Origin of the sequence: Pseudomonas sp. RA_5y_Pfl1_P24 (genome assembly GCF_963970945.1) — a bacterium.
Lineage (GTDB): Bacteria > Pseudomonadota > Gammaproteobacteria > Pseudomonadales > Pseudomonadaceae > Aquipseudomonas > Aquipseudomonas tritici.
Genome location: NZ_CAXAOJ010000005.1, coordinates 181,022 through 196,066, shown reverse-complemented (window position 1 = coordinate 196,066; position 15,045 = coordinate 181,022). Strand labels below are relative to the sequence as shown.

General features: G+C 60.6%; 17 protein-coding genes. 10 read left to right on the top strand and 7 right to left on the bottom strand.

The window, feature by feature from the left end; all coding sequences use genetic code 11:
• The first annotated feature begins 115 nt into the window (after positions 1 to 115).
• The gene (locus AACY30_RS09890; RefSeq protein WP_339540229.1) at positions 116 to 2,956 is read left to right on the top strand and encodes a class I adenylate cyclase; all 2,841 of its coding nucleotides are present in this window, start codon (positions 116 to 118) and stop codon (positions 2,954 to 2,956) included.
• 12 nt (positions 2,957 to 2,968) lie between these two features.
• Here the strand turns inward: AACY30_RS09890 and rnk are convergent, their stop codons facing one another.
• From rnk to cyaY, 3 genes are all read right to left on the bottom strand, one after another.
• A complete protein-coding gene (gene rnk, locus AACY30_RS09885; RefSeq protein ID WP_314564452.1) occupies positions 2,969 to 3,382 on the bottom strand; it encodes a nucleoside diphosphate kinase regulator in 414 nt (137 codons plus the stop codon).
• A 131-nt stretch (positions 3,383 to 3,513) separates the two neighbouring features.
• Positions 3,514 to 3,732, bottom strand: coding sequence for a DUF1289 domain-containing protein (locus AACY30_RS09880; protein WP_082224400.1), 219 nt, complete (start codon positions 3,730 to 3,732; stop codon positions 3,514 to 3,516).
• Positions 3,733 to 3,734: 2 nt separating this feature from the next.
• Entirely contained in the window at positions 3,735 to 4,067 is a 333-nt protein-coding gene (gene cyaY, locus AACY30_RS09875; protein ID WP_339540228.1) for an iron donor protein CyaY, read from the bottom strand.
• 238 nt (positions 4,068 to 4,305) lie between these two features.
• Here cyaY and lptM point away from each other — a divergent pair, with 238 nt between their 5' ends.
• Genes lptM through AACY30_RS09845 form a run of 6 tightly spaced genes read left to right on the top strand, consistent with a single transcriptional unit; the run spans position 4,306 to position 8,888 of the window.
• On the top strand, positions 4,306 to 4,473 hold the full coding sequence (gene lptM / locus AACY30_RS09870) for an LPS translocon maturation chaperone LptM (protein ID WP_017845169.1): 168 nt from the start codon (positions 4,306 to 4,308) through the stop codon (positions 4,471 to 4,473).
• A gap of 9 nt (positions 4,474 to 4,482) precedes the next feature.
• On the top strand, positions 4,483 to 5,730 hold the full coding sequence (lysA, locus tag AACY30_RS09865) for a diaminopimelate decarboxylase (protein WP_339540227.1): 1,248 nt from the start codon (positions 4,483 to 4,485) through the stop codon (positions 5,728 to 5,730).
• 3 nt (positions 5,731 to 5,733) lie between these two features.
• Complete coding sequence (gene dapF, locus AACY30_RS09860; protein WP_339471036.1) at positions 5,734 to 6,564, top strand: diaminopimelate epimerase; 831 nt, start codon at positions 5,734 to 5,736, stop codon at positions 6,562 to 6,564.
• 13 nt (positions 6,565 to 6,577) lie between these two features.
• Positions 6,578 to 7,294: a DUF484 family protein gene (locus AACY30_RS09855; protein WP_049710960.1), complete on the top strand. Its 717-nt coding sequence runs from the start codon at positions 6,578 to 6,580 to the stop codon at positions 7,292 to 7,294.
• Between the two features lie 2 nt (positions 7,295 to 7,296).
• Positions 7,297 to 8,196: a tyrosine recombinase XerC gene (gene xerC, locus AACY30_RS09850; RefSeq protein WP_049710959.1), complete on the top strand. Its 900-nt coding sequence runs from the start codon at positions 7,297 to 7,299 to the stop codon at positions 8,194 to 8,196.
• A complete protein-coding gene (locus tag AACY30_RS09845) occupies positions 8,193 to 8,888 on the top strand; it encodes an HAD family hydrolase (RefSeq protein ID WP_339471038.1) in 696 nt (231 codons plus the stop codon). Before xerC ends, AACY30_RS09845 begins: the two co-directional genes overlap by 4 nt.
• Positions 8,889 to 9,014: 126 nt before the next feature.
• On the opposite strand, the gene sutA is transcribed toward AACY30_RS09845, so the two are convergent.
• The 4 genes from sutA to glnK form a co-directional block, all read right to left on the bottom strand.
• Positions 9,015 to 9,344, bottom strand: a complete 330-nt coding sequence (gene sutA / locus AACY30_RS09840; RefSeq protein WP_339415119.1) for a transcriptional regulator SutA — start codon at positions 9,342 to 9,344, stop codon at positions 9,015 to 9,017.
• A 103-nt stretch (positions 9,345 to 9,447) separates the two neighbouring features.
• Complete coding sequence (locus tag AACY30_RS09835; protein ID WP_339428305.1) at positions 9,448 to 9,873, bottom strand: secondary thiamine-phosphate synthase enzyme YjbQ; 426 nt, start codon at positions 9,871 to 9,873, stop codon at positions 9,448 to 9,450.
• Between the two features lie 210 nt (positions 9,874 to 10,083).
• Positions 10,084 to 11,421 carry an ammonium transporter gene (locus tag AACY30_RS09830; RefSeq protein ID WP_339540226.1) on the bottom strand — a complete coding sequence of 446 codons (1,338 nt, stop codon included), beginning with the start codon at positions 11,419 to 11,421 and terminating at the stop codon, positions 10,084 to 10,086.
• Positions 11,422 to 11,455: 34 nt separating this feature from the next.
• Entirely contained in the window at positions 11,456 to 11,794 is a 339-nt protein-coding gene (gene glnK / locus AACY30_RS09825) for a P-II family nitrogen regulator (RefSeq protein ID WP_002555808.1), read from the bottom strand.
• Positions 11,795 to 12,216: 422 nt separating this feature from the next.
• On the opposite strand from glnK, the gene AACY30_RS09820 reads away from it, so the two are divergent.
• The 3 genes from AACY30_RS09820 to AACY30_RS09810 all read left to right on the top strand — a co-directional run bounded on the left by AACY30_RS09820 (position 12,217) and on the right by AACY30_RS09810 (position 15,019).
• Entirely contained in the window at positions 12,217 to 12,477 is a 261-nt protein-coding gene (locus AACY30_RS09820) for an accessory factor UbiK family protein (protein WP_339415117.1), read from the top strand.
• 17 nt (positions 12,478 to 12,494) lie between these two features.
• Entirely contained in the window at positions 12,495 to 13,430 is a 936-nt protein-coding gene (locus AACY30_RS09815) for an MFS transporter (protein WP_339471039.1), read from the top strand.
• 92 nt (positions 13,431 to 13,522) lie between these two features.
• Positions 13,523 to 15,019, top strand: a complete 1,497-nt coding sequence (locus AACY30_RS09810; RefSeq protein WP_339471040.1) for a YifB family Mg chelatase-like AAA ATPase — start codon at positions 13,523 to 13,525, stop codon at positions 15,017 to 15,019.
• The last annotated feature ends 26 nt before the right edge of the window (positions 15,020 to 15,045 follow it).

Here is a 15,045-nt window from a genome sequence, read left to right as displayed (position 1 = left end):
CGCAAGTGCGAAAATTCTGACGTCAAAAATCATTTCTCGCTAAACCTCCTACGCTGCTGGCTGTAAACTCCTACATGGCCGCCCGCGTCGGGCTCTGCGAGCCACCGACTCCGACATGACCCGCACCCATGAAATCCGCCCCGACCTGGACGAAGGCATCGACCGCAAGGTGCTGGCCCAACTGCGCGCGCGGTTCATGACCCTCAACGAAGGCCGCATGGCGCGGGCCATCGAGGGGCTGACGCCACGCCAGCAAAGCGTGTTGACCCTGTTGCCGCTGTTTTTCCACGTCAACCATCCGCTGCTGCCGGGCTATGTGTCGGGCAGTACCCCGGCCGGATTATCCAACTTTGAGCCCGACGCCCAAGCCCTGACAGAAGCCCAGCGCCTCACCCGTTCGTTCTCCTACAAACCACGCCACGGCAACCCGCCACGTCCGATTCACGGACTGTTTCTGATGGGCAGCCTCGGCACCCTGGCCCAGGCCGACCAGAGCGATATGGACGTGTGGGTCTGCCACGCGGCGAACCTCAGCGAAAATGAACTGGCTGAACTGCGCAAGAAATGCCAACTGTTGGAAGCCTGGGCGCTGACCATGGGCGCCGAGGCCCACTTTTTCCTGATCGAGCCGACACGCTTTGTGCTCGGCGAGCGCGACACCCAGCTCAGCTCGGAAGACTGCGGCACCACCCAGCATTACCTACTGCTGGACGAGTTCTATCGCACCGCCATCTGGCTGGCCGGGCGTACGTCAATCTGGTGGCTGGTGCCGGTGTATGAAGAACCCCGCTACGCCGAGTTCACCCACACGCTGATTTCCAAGCGCTTTATCCGCGCCGATGAAACCCTCGATCTTGGCCATCTGGCACGGATTCCCCCAGGCGAATTCATCGGTGCCGGGCTGTGGCAGTTGTTCAAAGGCATCGAGTCTCCCTACAAATCGGTGCTCAAACTACTGCTGATCGAGGTCTACGCCAGCGAACACCCTAACGTGCAGTGCCTGAGCCTGCGCTTCAAGCGGGCGGTGTTCGCCAACCAGATGGACCTGGATGAGTTGGACCCCTACATCGTGGTGTACCGCCGCATCGAGGAATACCTCAAGGCCCGAAACGAGCCCGAGCGTCTGGAACTGGTGCGGCGTGCGCTGTACCTGAAGGTCAACTGCAAGCTCACCGCCGGCCAGCGCAACACCAGTTGGCAGCGCTTGTTGCTCGAACGCCTGGCGCATGAGTGGGACTGGGACCAGCGCCAACTGGCACTGCTGGACAGCCGCAGCCAGTGGAAAGTGCGCCAGGTCGCCTCCGAGCGTCGCGCCTTGGTCAACGAGCTGAATTACAGCTACCGCTTCCTGACCCAGTTCGCCCGCACCGAGCAGACCGTCAGCCTGATCAACAAGCGTGACCTCAATGTGCTGGGCAGGCGCCTGTACGCCGCCTTTGAACGCAAGGCCGGCAAAGTCGAGTTCATAAACCCCGGCATTGCCCCGGACTTGGCCGAAGACACCTTGACCCTGGTGCAATCGCCCAACCGCAAGGAGCCCGGCCAGCACCACTGGGGTTTGTACAACGGCAACCTCACTGCACTGGAATGGGAACACTTCGCGCCGATCAAGCGCAGCCGTGACCTGTTGGAGATGCTCACCTGGTGCCACCGCAACGGCGTGATCGACAGCAGCACCCGTCTGGCCTTGCACCCCGGCACCAGCGACATGACTGAGTTCGAGTTGTTCAACCTGCTGGGCAGCTTGCAACAGACCGTCGCCCTGCCCTTGACCAGCGTTGATGAAGAACGCCTGCTGCGTTCGGCGGTGCCCGAGGAAGTGTTACTGCTGATCAACGTCGGCGTTGACCCGCTCAAGCACCACCGCGACCTGAATATCCTGATGACCACCGAGCGCACCGATTCCCTGAGTTATGCTGGCGTGCGCGACAACCTGGTGCTGACGCTGGACCAGGTCACGCTCAATAGCTGGAACGAAGTGATGGTCAGCCGCTACGACGGCCCCCACGCCCTGCTCGACTGCCTGCGCGACTACCTTAACCAGTTGCCGCCGGACCACCTGCCACGGCTGAGAGTGCGCTGCTTCTGTCACAACCGTGCGCAGTTCATTGCCCAGCGCGTGGAAGAAATCTTCGACACGGCGCAGCACCTGCTGCTGGGTCAGTCCAATCATCGCTACCTGCTGCAAGTGCAGCAGCACTATCACGTGATGGAGTTGATGCCAGGCCAAGCCACCCACGTTTCCCTGGAGACCCAGGATGCGCTGATCACCTACCTCAGCGAAGAACTGGCCAGCTACAGCCCGCTGCACCTGGATGCCATGGCCTTGGAGGAGCACGACCTGGCGCTGCTGCTGCCAATGGGCATGCCCGATTGCGTGCAGGTGTTCTATCGGGTCAGCGAAGGCTCTGCCGAATTGTATGTGCTGGATGAGTTCAACGCACTCTGGCAACAACGTCTGCCGTTTCATGACGAGCAGAGCTTGCTGGCGCCGTTGCAGCGCTTTTTGCACTCGATCATTTATCGACGGAATGCGTTGTCGCCATTGGACCAGCAAGATCCGCTGGGGGCCGTGCAAATCATGTATTACCAGCTATTGCCCTCCGGCAGCGGGCGCGCACGGAGCATCGAGCCTCGACCAGCACCGGTGAATCTGGCAAATAAACCGTTTTATGACGTGCAGGCCATTATCGGCAAGGCCGCGCCGGGCCAGGTGGGCATTACCCTGTATTGCAATCAGCGGGAATTTTCCGAACTGGAGTTTGGCGACCAGCTGTTTGCAGTGGTCGCCCAGCAAATCGTCGGGCAACGCCAGGAAACCGAGCGTTACCGCTGTTACATCACCGATCTGGACCTGTCCGGCCTGCTAGGTGATGTACAAAGCCCGAGCAACCTTTACTTGCGTTACAAGGCCGAACTGGAGCTGTCGCTCAATGAGGCGCTGAGCCAGATCTAGAGCGACTCTGTTTTAAAGAGAGAAAGGGCCGCCGTCTTTGGGCTGGCCTTCCACGCTGAGCAATTCCAGCTTGAGGGTCTTGCCGCCGGGTGCCGGCCAGTCGATATGCTGGCCCACTTGCAGGCCAAGCAACGCACTTCCCACCGGCGCCAGGATCGAAATCTTGCCTTCGTCGGCGTTGGCGTCCTTGGGATAAACCAAGGTCAGGTGATAGTCCTTGCCGCTGCCTTGCTCGCGGCAATGCACGCTGGCGTTCATGGTCACGACACTGGCAGGCACTTCATCGTGGCCAACCACGTCTTCGGCGCGGTCGAGTTCGTGTTGCAACGCTTCGACACCGGGAAACTCGTCGCCCAAGCGGTCGATCAGTTGCTCAAGACGCTGCACGTCAAGACGGGTGAGGATGATGGACGGTGCGGTGGTCATGATTCAGGCAGACTCCTTTTTTCTGCACAAAAAAGCAAAACCCCGCCAGGAAAAGGCGGGGTTCTCACGGGCCTCGATGAGTTGAGGCGTACCCGGACACTACCACAGCGTCACAAATAAACAAGACGGCCTCAGGCGTGGGCCCGGCGCTGCTCAGCCTCGGCACAGATCACTCGGCGCCGCGCGTCGTCGGCAGAGCGCCATTCGCGGATATCTTCCACGTGTCGGAAGCAACCGAGGCAGACTTTCTGCTCGTCCAGGCGACACAAACTGATACAAGGTGACGGCACCGCCGGGCTGACATTGCTGAACAGCGGTTTCGGCGGGCGTACTGGGGCTGGCTGGCTCACTATCAGATCTCTTCGAAATCCAGATCGGCACCGGCTTGTTCCAAGACCAGGCGCGCGAGCATTTCGCTGAGCAGTTCATCGCTGCTATCGCACTGCCAGTTATTGTCTTCTTCGTTGAAATCGAAGTGAAAACCACCGGAACGCGCAGCCAGCCACAGCTGGCGCAGTGGTTCCTGGCGACTGAAGATCAACTGGGTGCCATTCTCGAACTTGACGGTCAGCACGCCGGCCGAGCTTTCAAGGTCCACGTCCAGGCCGCTGTCGTCGAAAATATCTTCCAACTTCTCCTGGGTCGAATCCACCAGGTCGTGAAAACGGGCTTCGGTCAAACTCATTGTGGCAACCTCAAAAGTGTCTGGTTTTGCTCAAGCGCCGCACGATACGGGCGAGCCCCGCCGATTGCAAAGGATACCGATTTCAACACGATTGACGGCGTGAAATATCCTCAAACAGCGTAGTGCGCTTCTCGACTATCTCGGCAAACCCCCGCCAGACGGGTATTCCGGCGCATAGGCAAGCTGGCGGGTGGTCGGTATACTCGGGCGCAATTAATGCCTATTCAAGGATTTCGCCATGAAGCGCCTGATCTCTTCCCTTGCTGCGCTCGTCGCGGTCGCTTGCCTCGTTAGTGCCTGTGGTCAAAAAGGCCCGCTGTACCTGCCCGATGACAGCAAAGACCCGAATGAACAGGCGCAATCGTCGCAAAAACCAGCCAAAGCGCATAAGCACGATACCTATTAAGGGAACCTCATGGATGCTTTTAACTACCGGAACGGCGAGCTGTTCGCGGAAGGCGTGGCGTTGTCCGCGATTGCCCAGCGCTTTGGTACCCCGACCTATGTGTACTCCCGTGCTCATATCGAAGCCCAGTACCGCTCTTTCACCGACGCACTGAATGGCGTGCCGCACTTGGTGTGCTACGCGGTCAAGGCCAACTCCAACCTGGGCGTACTGAATGTCCTGGCGCGCCTGGGCGCTGGTTTCGACATCGTGTCCCGTGGCGAGCTGGAACGCGTACTGGCTGCCGGTGGCAAGGCTGACAAGATCGTCTTCTCCGGCGTAGGCAAAAGCCGCGAAGACATGCGCCGCGCCCTTGAAGTCGGCGTGCATTGCTTCAACGTCGAGTCCACCGACGAGCTGGAGCGCCTGCAAGTCGTGGCCGCCGAGCTGGGCGTTCGCGCGCCGATCTCCCTGCGCGTCAACCCGGACGTTGACGCCGGTACCCACCCGTACATTTCCACCGGTCTCAAAGAGAACAAGTTCGGCATCGCCATTGCCGACGCCGAAGACGTATACATCCGCGCCGCGCAGTTGCCGAACCTGGAAGTATTGGGCGTCGACTGCCATATCGGCTCGCAACTGACCAGCCTGCCTCCATTCCTCGATGCGCTCGACCGCCTGCTGGCGCTGACCGACCGCCTCGGCGAGTGCGGCATCTACCTGCAACACATCGACCTGGGTGGTGGTGTGGGCGTGCAGTATCGCGACGAGGAGCCGCCGCTGATCGGCGATTACATCCAGGCTGTGCGCGAGCGCACTGAAGGTCGCGGCCTGACCCTGATGTTTGAGCCGGGCCGTTATATCGTCGCCAACGCAGGCGTGCTGCTGACCCAGGTCGAGTACCTCAAGCACACCGAGTACAAGGACTTCGCCATCGTCGACGCGGCGATGAACGACTTGATCCGCCCGGCGCTGTACCAGGCCTGGATGAATGTCACCGCCGTGACGCCTCGCGCAAGCGAAGCCCGCGCCTATGACATTGTCGGTCCGATCTGCGAAACCGGCGACTTCCTGGCCAAGGATCGTCAGCTTGCGCTGGAGGAAGGCGATCTGCTGGCCGTGCATTCGGCCGGTGCCTACGGGTTTGTCATGAGTTCCAACTACAACACCCGCGGGCGTTCCGCCGAGGTGCTGGTGGACGGTGAACAAGCGATTGAAGTGCGTCGCCGCGAGACGGTAGCCGAGTTGTATGCTGGCGAAAGCCTGCTGCCGGAGTAAGCCATGCTGCTGCGTTTTACCAAGATGCACGGGCTGGGCAATGATTTCATGGTCCTCGACCTGGTCAGCCAGCACGCGCACATCCTGCCCAAACACGCTAAACAGTGGGGCGACCGTCATACTGGCGTTGGTTTCGACCAATTGCTGCTGGTGGAAGCACCGACCAACCCGGAGGTGGATTTCCGTTACCGGATCTTCAACTCCGACGGTTCCGAAGTGGAACAGTGCGGCAATGGTGCGCGCTGCTTCGCGCGCTTTGTGCTGGACAAGCGTCTGACCGCCAAGCGGCAGATCCGCGTTGAGACAAAAAGCGGCGTGATCGAGCTGGACATCCGCAGCGACGGCCAGATCAGCGTCGACATGGGCGCGCCACGCCTGGTGCCAGCGGACATTCCGTTCCAAGCCACCGAGCAAGCCTCCAGCTATGCCGTTGAGGTCGACGGTAAGATCGTCGACCTGGCCGCCGTGTCCATGGGAAACCCCCATGCCGTCCTGCGGGTCAACGACATCAACACTGCGCACGTGCATGAATTGGGGCCGAAGATCGAACACCACCCGCGCTTTCCGGCACGGGTCAATGTGGGCTTCCTACAGGTGATCGACCGTTCCCGCGCGCAACTGCGTGTGTGGGAACGCGGCGCCGGCGAAACCCAGGCCTGCGGCACTGGCGCCTGCGCCGCTGCCGTAGCCGCGATCAGCCAGGGGTGGATGGATTCGCCGCTGTTGATCGACCTGCCCGGTGGACGTTTGTCCATCGAGTGGGCAGGCCCTGGCCACCCGGTGATGATGACCGGGCCGGCTTCGCGCGTATACGAAGGACAGGTCCGTCTATGAGTGAGCCAAGCCAATGACCGATAAGCCTCAAGTACCCGCACACGCTACCCCGAGCGACAGCCTGGAGGCCGCTGCCGTCGCGGCGTACCTTGAGGCTAATCCGGACTTCTTCGTCGAACACGAAGAACTGCTGCCGGCCCTGCGCATCCCCCACCAGCGCGGCGACACCGTGTCGCTGGTGGAGCGGCAGATGAAGATCCTGCGTGAGCGCAATATCGAAATGCGCCACAAGCTTTCGCACCTGATGGACGTCGCCCGCGACAACGACCGCCTGTTCGACAAGACTCGCCGCCTTATTCTTACGCTGATGGACGCCACCAGCCTGGAAGAAACGGTGATCGCCGTGGAAGACAGCCTGCGCCAGGACTTCCAGGTGCCCTTTGTCAGCCTGATCCTGTTCAGCGACAACCCGATGCCGGTAGGTCGTTGGGTCAGCGGCAGCGAAGCACAAACGGCGATTGGCGGCCTGCTCTCCGAAGGCAAGACCATCAGCGGCACCTTGCGCGAGCATGAGCTGGACTTCCTGTTTGGCGCCGAACAGCGCCAGCAGATCGGCTCCACCGCTGTGGTCGCCCTCAGCCATCAAGGCTTGCACGGCGTGCTGGCGATCGCCAGTCGCGACCCTCAGCACTACAAGAGCTCAGTAGGCACGCTGTTTTTGACCTACATCGCCGAAGTATTGGGCCGCGTCTTGCCGCGTTTCACCACCGCCCTGCGCGCGGTGCGCTAGCCATGGAACGGCAACTGGACGCTTACTGCGCTCACCTGCGCAACGAGCGCCAGGTGTCGCCTCACACCCTGGAAGCTTACCGGCGGGACTTGAACAAGGTCCTGGCGTACTGCGAAAAACAACAGATCAGCAGCTGGAAGGCCCTGGATATCCAGAGCCTGCGCAGCCTGGTCGCGCGCCTGCACCAGGCGGGCCAATCTTCGCGCAGCCTGTCGCGCCTGCTCTCGGCCGTCCGCGGGCTTTATCATTATCTGAACCGTGAAGGCCTGTGCGACCACGACCCGGCCAATGGCCTGTCGCCCCCCAAGGGCGAACGGCGCCTGCCCAAGACCCTGGACACCGACCGCGCCCTGCAACTGCTCGATGGTGCCGTCGAGGATGACTTCCTGGCCCATCGCGACCAGGCGATCCTGGAGCTGTTCTATTCCTCAGGCTTGCGCCTCTCGGAGCTGACCGGCCTGAACCTGGATCAACTCGACCTCGCCGACGGCCTGGTGCAAGTGCTCGGCAAGGGCAGCAAGACCCGAGTGCTGCCCGTAGGCCGCAAAGCGCGGGAAGCCTTGCAGTTGTGGCTACCGCTGCGCCTGTTGACCAACCCGGCGGACGACGCGGTGTTTGTCAGCCAGCAAGGCCGCCGCCTGGGGCCACGGGCGATTCAAGTGCGGGTCAAGGCGGCGGGTGAGCGCGAATTGGGGCAAAACCTGCACCCACACATGCTGCGACACTCCTTTGCCAGCCATATGCTGGAATCGTCTCAAGACTTGCGCGCAGTTCAAGAGCTGCTCGGCCACTCTGACATCAAGACCACGCAGATCTACACCCATCTGGATTTCCAACACTTGGCAACGGTGTACGACAGCGCCCATCCACGGGCCAAACGCATCAAGGGCGGCGACTCATGAGTATCAAGCTGATCACCTTCGACCTGGACGACACGCTCTGGGACAACGTACCGGTCATCATCAGCGCCGAAGCGTCGATGCGCGAATGGCTGGCCACCCACGCGTCCAAGGTCGGCGACCTGCCTCTGGAGCATTTCGCCACTCTGCGCCAACAGGTGCTGGAGCGTTATCCTGAGCTGAAACACCGTATCAGCCTCCTGCGCCAGCGGGTGTTGATGCATGCATTTGAAGAGGCCGGTTATCCACAGCCTGAGGCCACGGAGATGGCGGACGTGTGTTTCGAAGCCTTCATCCATGCGCGGCACCAGATCACCCCATTCCCCGAAGCCGAGCCGATGCTGCAAGCGCTGCGCCAGCACTTTCTGCTGGGGGTGATCACCAACGGCAATGCCGATGTGCAGCGGGTGGGCTTGGCGGATTATTTCCATTTTGCGCTGCGTGCCGAAGACATAGGTATCGCCAAGCCGGATGCGCGATTGTTTCAGGAAGCGTTGCAGCGCGGTGGCGTGGACGCCAGCGCAGCGGTGCATATTGGCGATCATCCAGGGGATGACATTGCCGGCGCACAGCAGGCGGGGCTTCGGGCGGTGTGGTTCAATCCGACAGGCAAGGTGTGGGAGGGGGAAAAACGCCCGGATGCGCAGATTCGTAGCCTGACGGAGTTGCCAGCATTGCTGGATAGCTGGAACTAGCACAGAGCCGAATGTGGGAGCTGGCTTGCCCGCTCCCACAGAGTATTACGGCAGGCCGCGAATTTATTCCATCCATGAAAAAACCCGCAGCGACGGCGGGCTTTTCACGCAAGCATGCAATTGACCCTAGATAGGCCGGCTGCCGTACTTGTTATCAGGCTTCTTCGGCGGGTCTGCCACCACGTTAGCCTCGACTTCGACCACTTTGCCGCCTTTAGCGAGGAATTCTTCCATCGCACGGGCCAGGGCATCGCGCTCTTTGTTCTTGGCTTCAACGCTTGGCAATTCATCTACCGACACAGCTGCCTTGGCTTTGCCCTTGGCTGCTTTGACAGGTGCGTCATCGCCACCGTCATCACCTTCGTCAGCAACGTCTTCGACTGCCGCTTCAAGACCTTCCTCGGTCTCGTCGTCACCTACTTCGAGTTCGTCGTTTTCCAGATCATCGTCGCTCATGTTCTACCTCATGACTTGCGAAAAGCAGATTAGTTATAGCCCAGCTTCACCTTCTGTCGACGGCTGCCGGAAAAAAATCAACATCCACCGGATAACCAGTGGCTTACGCCCCATCACCGTGCAAGGTGGCGAGGACTTTACGAGCACCGCCATGATCACGGTGCTCGCCCAGATAAACACCTTGCCAGGTCCCTATCGCCAAGCGGCCGGCCTGCACCGGCAAACTCAGCTGGCAGCCCAGGAGACTGGCCTTGAAATGCGCCGGCAGGTCATCCGGACCTTCGTCGTTGTGTTCGAACCCTGCACGCCCTTGCGGCACCAGCGAGTTGAAAAAACGTTCGAAGTCACGGCGAACCGCCGGGTCGGCATTCTCGTTGATGGTCAACGAGGCCGAGGTGTGCTGCAGCCACAAATGCAACAAGCCCACGCGACAGGCCTTCAATTCAGGCAAGCCGGCCAGCAACTCATCGGTCACCAGGTGAAAGCCCCGGGGCTTGGGCCGCAGGGTAATCAAGGTCTGTTGCCACATACAGTTCTCCGCCCATCGGCGCGCATTCTAGCGCGCTCTGGGAAAAAACAAAGTGCCGAATACGCCTACATGCCTGTAAGACATTGGCACGCTGAAAAGCGCCGTGTGTATCCCATCACAAACGCTGCGTAAAAACCGGTACAGCTTGGTATGACTGACAAACTCCAGGCAAAAAAATGCCCGGCAAGCCGGGCATCTTTTTTCGCGTAATTACAAGTTGTAACCGCGCTCGTTGTGTTGCGCCAGGTCGAGGCCGACAGCCTCTTCCTCTTCGGTCACCCGCAAGCCCATGACCATGTCCAGCACCTTGAGGATGATGTAGGTCACGATAGCTGTGTAGATCACGGTGAAACCTACACCTTTGCACTGGATCCAGACCTGTGCAGCCACGTCAGTCACGGTGCCGAAGCCGCCCAGTGCCGGGGCTGCAAACACACCGGTGAGGATTGCGCCGACGATACCGCCGATACCGTGCACGCCGAACGCGTCCAGGGAGTCGTCGTAGCCCAGCTTGCGCTTGAGGCTGGTGGCGCAGAAGAAGCAGATCACACCGGCGACCAGACCGATCACCAGGGCACCCATCGGGCCGACAGTGCCGGCAGCTGGGGTAACTGCAACCAAGCCAGCCACTACGCCCGAGGCGATACCCAGTGCGCTTGGCTTACCGTGGGTGATCCACTCAGCGAACATCCAGCCCAGCGCCGCAGCAGCGGTAGCGATCTGGGTAACCAGCATCGCCATGCCGGCGGTGCCGTTGGCGGCAGCAGCGGAACCGGCGTTGAAGCCGAACCAGCCCACCCACAGCATGGCCGCGCCGATCAGGGTGTAACCCAGGTTGTGCGGTGCCATTGGGGTGGTCGGGAAACCTTTGCGCTTGCCGAGCACGATGCACGCCACCAGACCAGCCACACCGGCGTTGATGTGCACCACGGTGCCGCCAGCGAAGTCCAGCACGCCCCAGTCCCACAACAGCCCACCGTTACCGCTCCAGACCATGTGCGCGATTGGCGCATAGACCAGGGTGAACCAGATAGCCATGAAGATCAGCATCGCGGAGAACTTCATGCGCTCGGCGAAGGCACCGACGATCAGCGCCGGGGTGATGATGGCGAACGTCATCTGGAAGGTGATGAACACGGCTTCCGGAAACAGTGCCGCAGGCCCGGTGATGCTGGCCGGGGTAACGCCCGCCAGGAACGCCTTGCCCATGCCGCCGAAGAAGGAGTTGAAGTTGACGACGCCCTGCTCCATCCCGGTCGTATCAAACGCGATGCTGTAGCCGTAGACGACCCACAGGATGCTGATCAGGCCGGTGATGGCAAAGCACTGCATCATCACGGAAAGAATGTTTTTGGAGCGCACCATACCGCCGTAGAACAGCGCCAGGCCTGGAATGGTCATGAACAGCACCAGCGCGGTGGACGTAAGCATCCACGCGGTGTCACCGGAATTGAGGACTGGAGCCGCCACTTCGTCTGCCGCCACGGCCAGGCTTGGCATTACGATGGACAACAGGGCTCCGAGCCCTGCGAATTTACGCAGAGTCATATTGTTTTCTCCTGGGGCGTTGGGGTTTGGCGGCTTAGATTGCGTCGGTATCGGTTTCGCCGGTACGGATGCGAATAGCCTGTTCCAGATTGACCACGAAGATCTTGCCGTCACCGATCTTGCCGGTATTGGCAGCCTTGGTTATCGCCTCGATAACCCGGTCAAGATCCTTGTCGTCAATGGCGACATCAATCTTCACCTTTGGCAGGAAATCGACCACGTATTCCGCGCCGCGATACAGCTCGGTGTGACCCTTCTGCCGACCGAAGCCTTTGACCTCAGTAACGGTAATGCCCTGCACGCCGATCTCGGACAACGACTCGCGTACATCGTCCAACTTGAACGGCTTGATGATGGCAGTGACTAGCTTCATGAAAACTCTCTCCCGAATTGGTGGACTTGCCCCAGGAAAACAAACCCGTCTCAAGTCTAAGCGCAGTGCCTGGCTTTGTAACGCGTCGTCGCCTCGGCATTTGCCTTTGCGACGCCAGCGAACCACTGGTGACGAAACCTGTACCCCTGATCCGTCGGCGCACTGCATTCGTCACAGCGACTGCATCAGTGCATGGGTCATGATCGTCTAAGCAGAAACCTTGCCAGCTCCGTAAAAATGACTGAAATCAGTCCTTTGACCACTTATGTCCACCTGCTGGGCCTAATGGCGGCGGCAATGCGCACAAAAACAGTGCGCCAGCGCCCAGCCCCCTGCGCGAAAAGCGTGCGTGCGCCGCCATGAAAAAGACTATAGACGCTGCGTGATACACTGGCGGCCAACAGTTTTCCGGAATATTTCCCATGCTCGCGCCCAAAGACCTCCTCGACGCCCTGAGCGGCCACGCCTCCCGCTTGTTCAACGGCGATACCCCGCTGCCTCGCAATGAGATCGAAAGCCAATTCAAGGCATTGCTGCAAAGCGGCTTCAGCAAACTTGATCTGGTCAGCCGGGAAGAGTTCGATAGCCAGATGGTGGTGCTTGCCCGCACGCGTGCGCGATTGGAGAGCCTGGAGGCTAAAGTCGCGGAGTTGGAAGCACGGTTGACGCCAGCGGGCGAATAACCGGCATCAAACCCTCCATGTGGGGCTTACCCGCCCTTGACCGGCGCCTGCTGAAAATACAATTCAGCTTTTTGCTGGTCGTGCTCGGTGGACGCTGCAACCAGCTTGCTGTGGCGTGGTGGGCCTTGCAGGAAATCGGCTCCGCCCTCGCCTTCGCCAACATGATCGCCTGTTCAATCGCGGCGGAAGTGCTCGCCCGGCCACTGCTGGGATGGCTGGGTGACAAGTACAACAAGATTCTGATCCTCAAGCTGGCCTCCCTGACAAGCGTGCTGACCGCGCTGCTGATGGTTGTGCTGTCCGCTACGCAGTTGTTCAACCCGTGGAGCGTCGGCGCCCTGATGCTGATCGGCAGTGCCGTCGCCGGCGTGCTCGACCCGCTGCAATCGTCGATTATTCCGTTGTTCGCAGGCGCCGATCAGGTCTCGCTCGCCGTTCGCACCAAAAGCATGCTGTCGTCCATTGCCAACTTGCTTGGCCCCGTCATCGCCAGCGCGCTGATTTTCGGTTTTGGAACCCTGCTGACTTTTACCGTCGACTGTTTTGCGATGCTGGGAGCGGCACTGTTGGGAGGCAATCTGTGGGTGGCAGGCACGCTCTCGTCGATATTCGAGGTACCGCTGGCGTTTTTCTGCGGCGGGGTAGGCCTGATGCTGATAAACATTCCTACCTCTGCCGTCAGGTTGCTGGCGACACCCAAGCAGCATCGCAATCGGATCTTTGCCACCGTGTCCTTCCTCTCCGCAGCCGCCAGCCCGCTGGGCAGTTTTGCCGTGAACGGCCTGATCGCTCACCTCGGTGTCGCACTGACCATCACGTCACTGGGTGCGATGGTGCTGGGGCTGTCGCCGCTGGTGTTCCTGATTCCCGACTTGCGCAGAGTCATGCGCTCCCCCGACACACAACTCAGCGATGCTTACCTGGATAAATATCCCGACGCCTTTGCGCGTTGATACGTCCTGTAAAAGTCTGATCCCTTACCCCTGCCATCCCTCGTCTACCCTTGAAAAACCGCAGGAAGCGGCCTCCCATTCAAGGAACGAGCATGTCCCTCGCGATCGTCCACAGCCGCGCCCAGATTGGCGTCGAAGCCCCCGCCGTCACCGTTGAAGTGCATATGGCCAATGGTTTGCCGTCCCTGACGCTGGTGGGCCTGCCGGAAACGGCGGTCAAGGAAAGCAAGGACCGCGTGCGCAGCGCTATCCTCAACTCCGCCCTGCAATACCCGGCCCGGCGCATCACCCTCAACCTCGCGCCCGCCGACCTGCCCAAGGACGGCGGGCGTTTTGATCTGGCGATTGCCCTGGGCATCCTGGCAGCCAGTGTGCAGGTGCCGGCGTTGATGCTCGATGACGTGGAATGCCTGGGGGAGTTGGCGCTGTCCGGGGAAGTACGCGCCGTGAAAGGCGTGTTACCGGCGGCGCTGGCGGCGCGCAAGGCCGGGCGTACCGTGATAGTGCCCAGGGCGAATGCCGAAGAGGCGTGCCTGGCGTCGGGGTTGAAAGTGATCGCAGTGGACCATTTGCTTCAGGTGGTCGCGCACCTGAATGGGCATCAGCCGATTGAGCCGTACAAGTCCGATGGCTTGCTGTACTTGAATAAACCCTATCCCGACCTGAGTGAAGTACAAGGCCAATTGGCGGCCAAGCGGGCGTTACTGATAGCGGCGGCGGGGGCGCATAACTTGTTGTTCAGCGGCCCGCCTGGTACCGGTAAAACGTTGCTCGCCAGTCGTCTGCCTGGATTGTTGCCACCCTTGAGTGAGCAGGAAGCCTTGGAGGTTGCAGCGATTCAGTCCGTGGTCAGCCTGGCCCCGCTGAGTCATTGGCCGCATCGGCCGTTTCGCCAGCCACATCACTCGGCCTCAGGCCCGGCGCTGGTGGGCGGCGGATCAAAACCGCAACCAGGGGAGATCACCCTGGCCCATCATGGTGTGTTGTTCCTAGATGAGTTGCCGGAGTTTGACCGTAAGGTGCTGGAGGTGCTGCGAGAGCCGTTGGAGTCTGGCCATATCGTGATTTCCCGCGCTCGCGACCGCGTGAGTTTCCCGGCGCGTTTTCAACTTGTGGCCGCCATGAACCCCTGCCCTTGCGGCTACTTGGGCGAACCCAGCGGGCGTTGTCGTTGTACGCCGGAGCAGATCCAGCGTTACCGCAACAAACTCTCCGGGCCATTGCTGGACCGGATTGACTTGCACCTGACGGTGGCACGGGAAACGACTGCGCTGAACCCAATCCGCCAAGCTGGCGACACAACTGCTCATGCATCGGCGCTGGTCGCCCAGGCCCGAGAGCATCAGCAAAAACGCCAGGGGTGTGCCAACGCGTTTCTTGATCTGCCGGGGCTACGCAAGCATTGCAAGCTGACCAAGGTCGATGAGGGCTGGCTGGAGACCGCTTGCGAGCGTCTGACGCTGTCGCTGCGTGCAGCCCATCGATTGCTGAAGGTGGCGCGCACCTTGGCAGATCTGGAGCAAGCGGTCGCCATTTCGCGCGATCACCTTAAAGAGGCCCTGCAATACCGGCCGGCAGCGATCACCTGAGCCGTGCACATAATCAAACAGGGGAG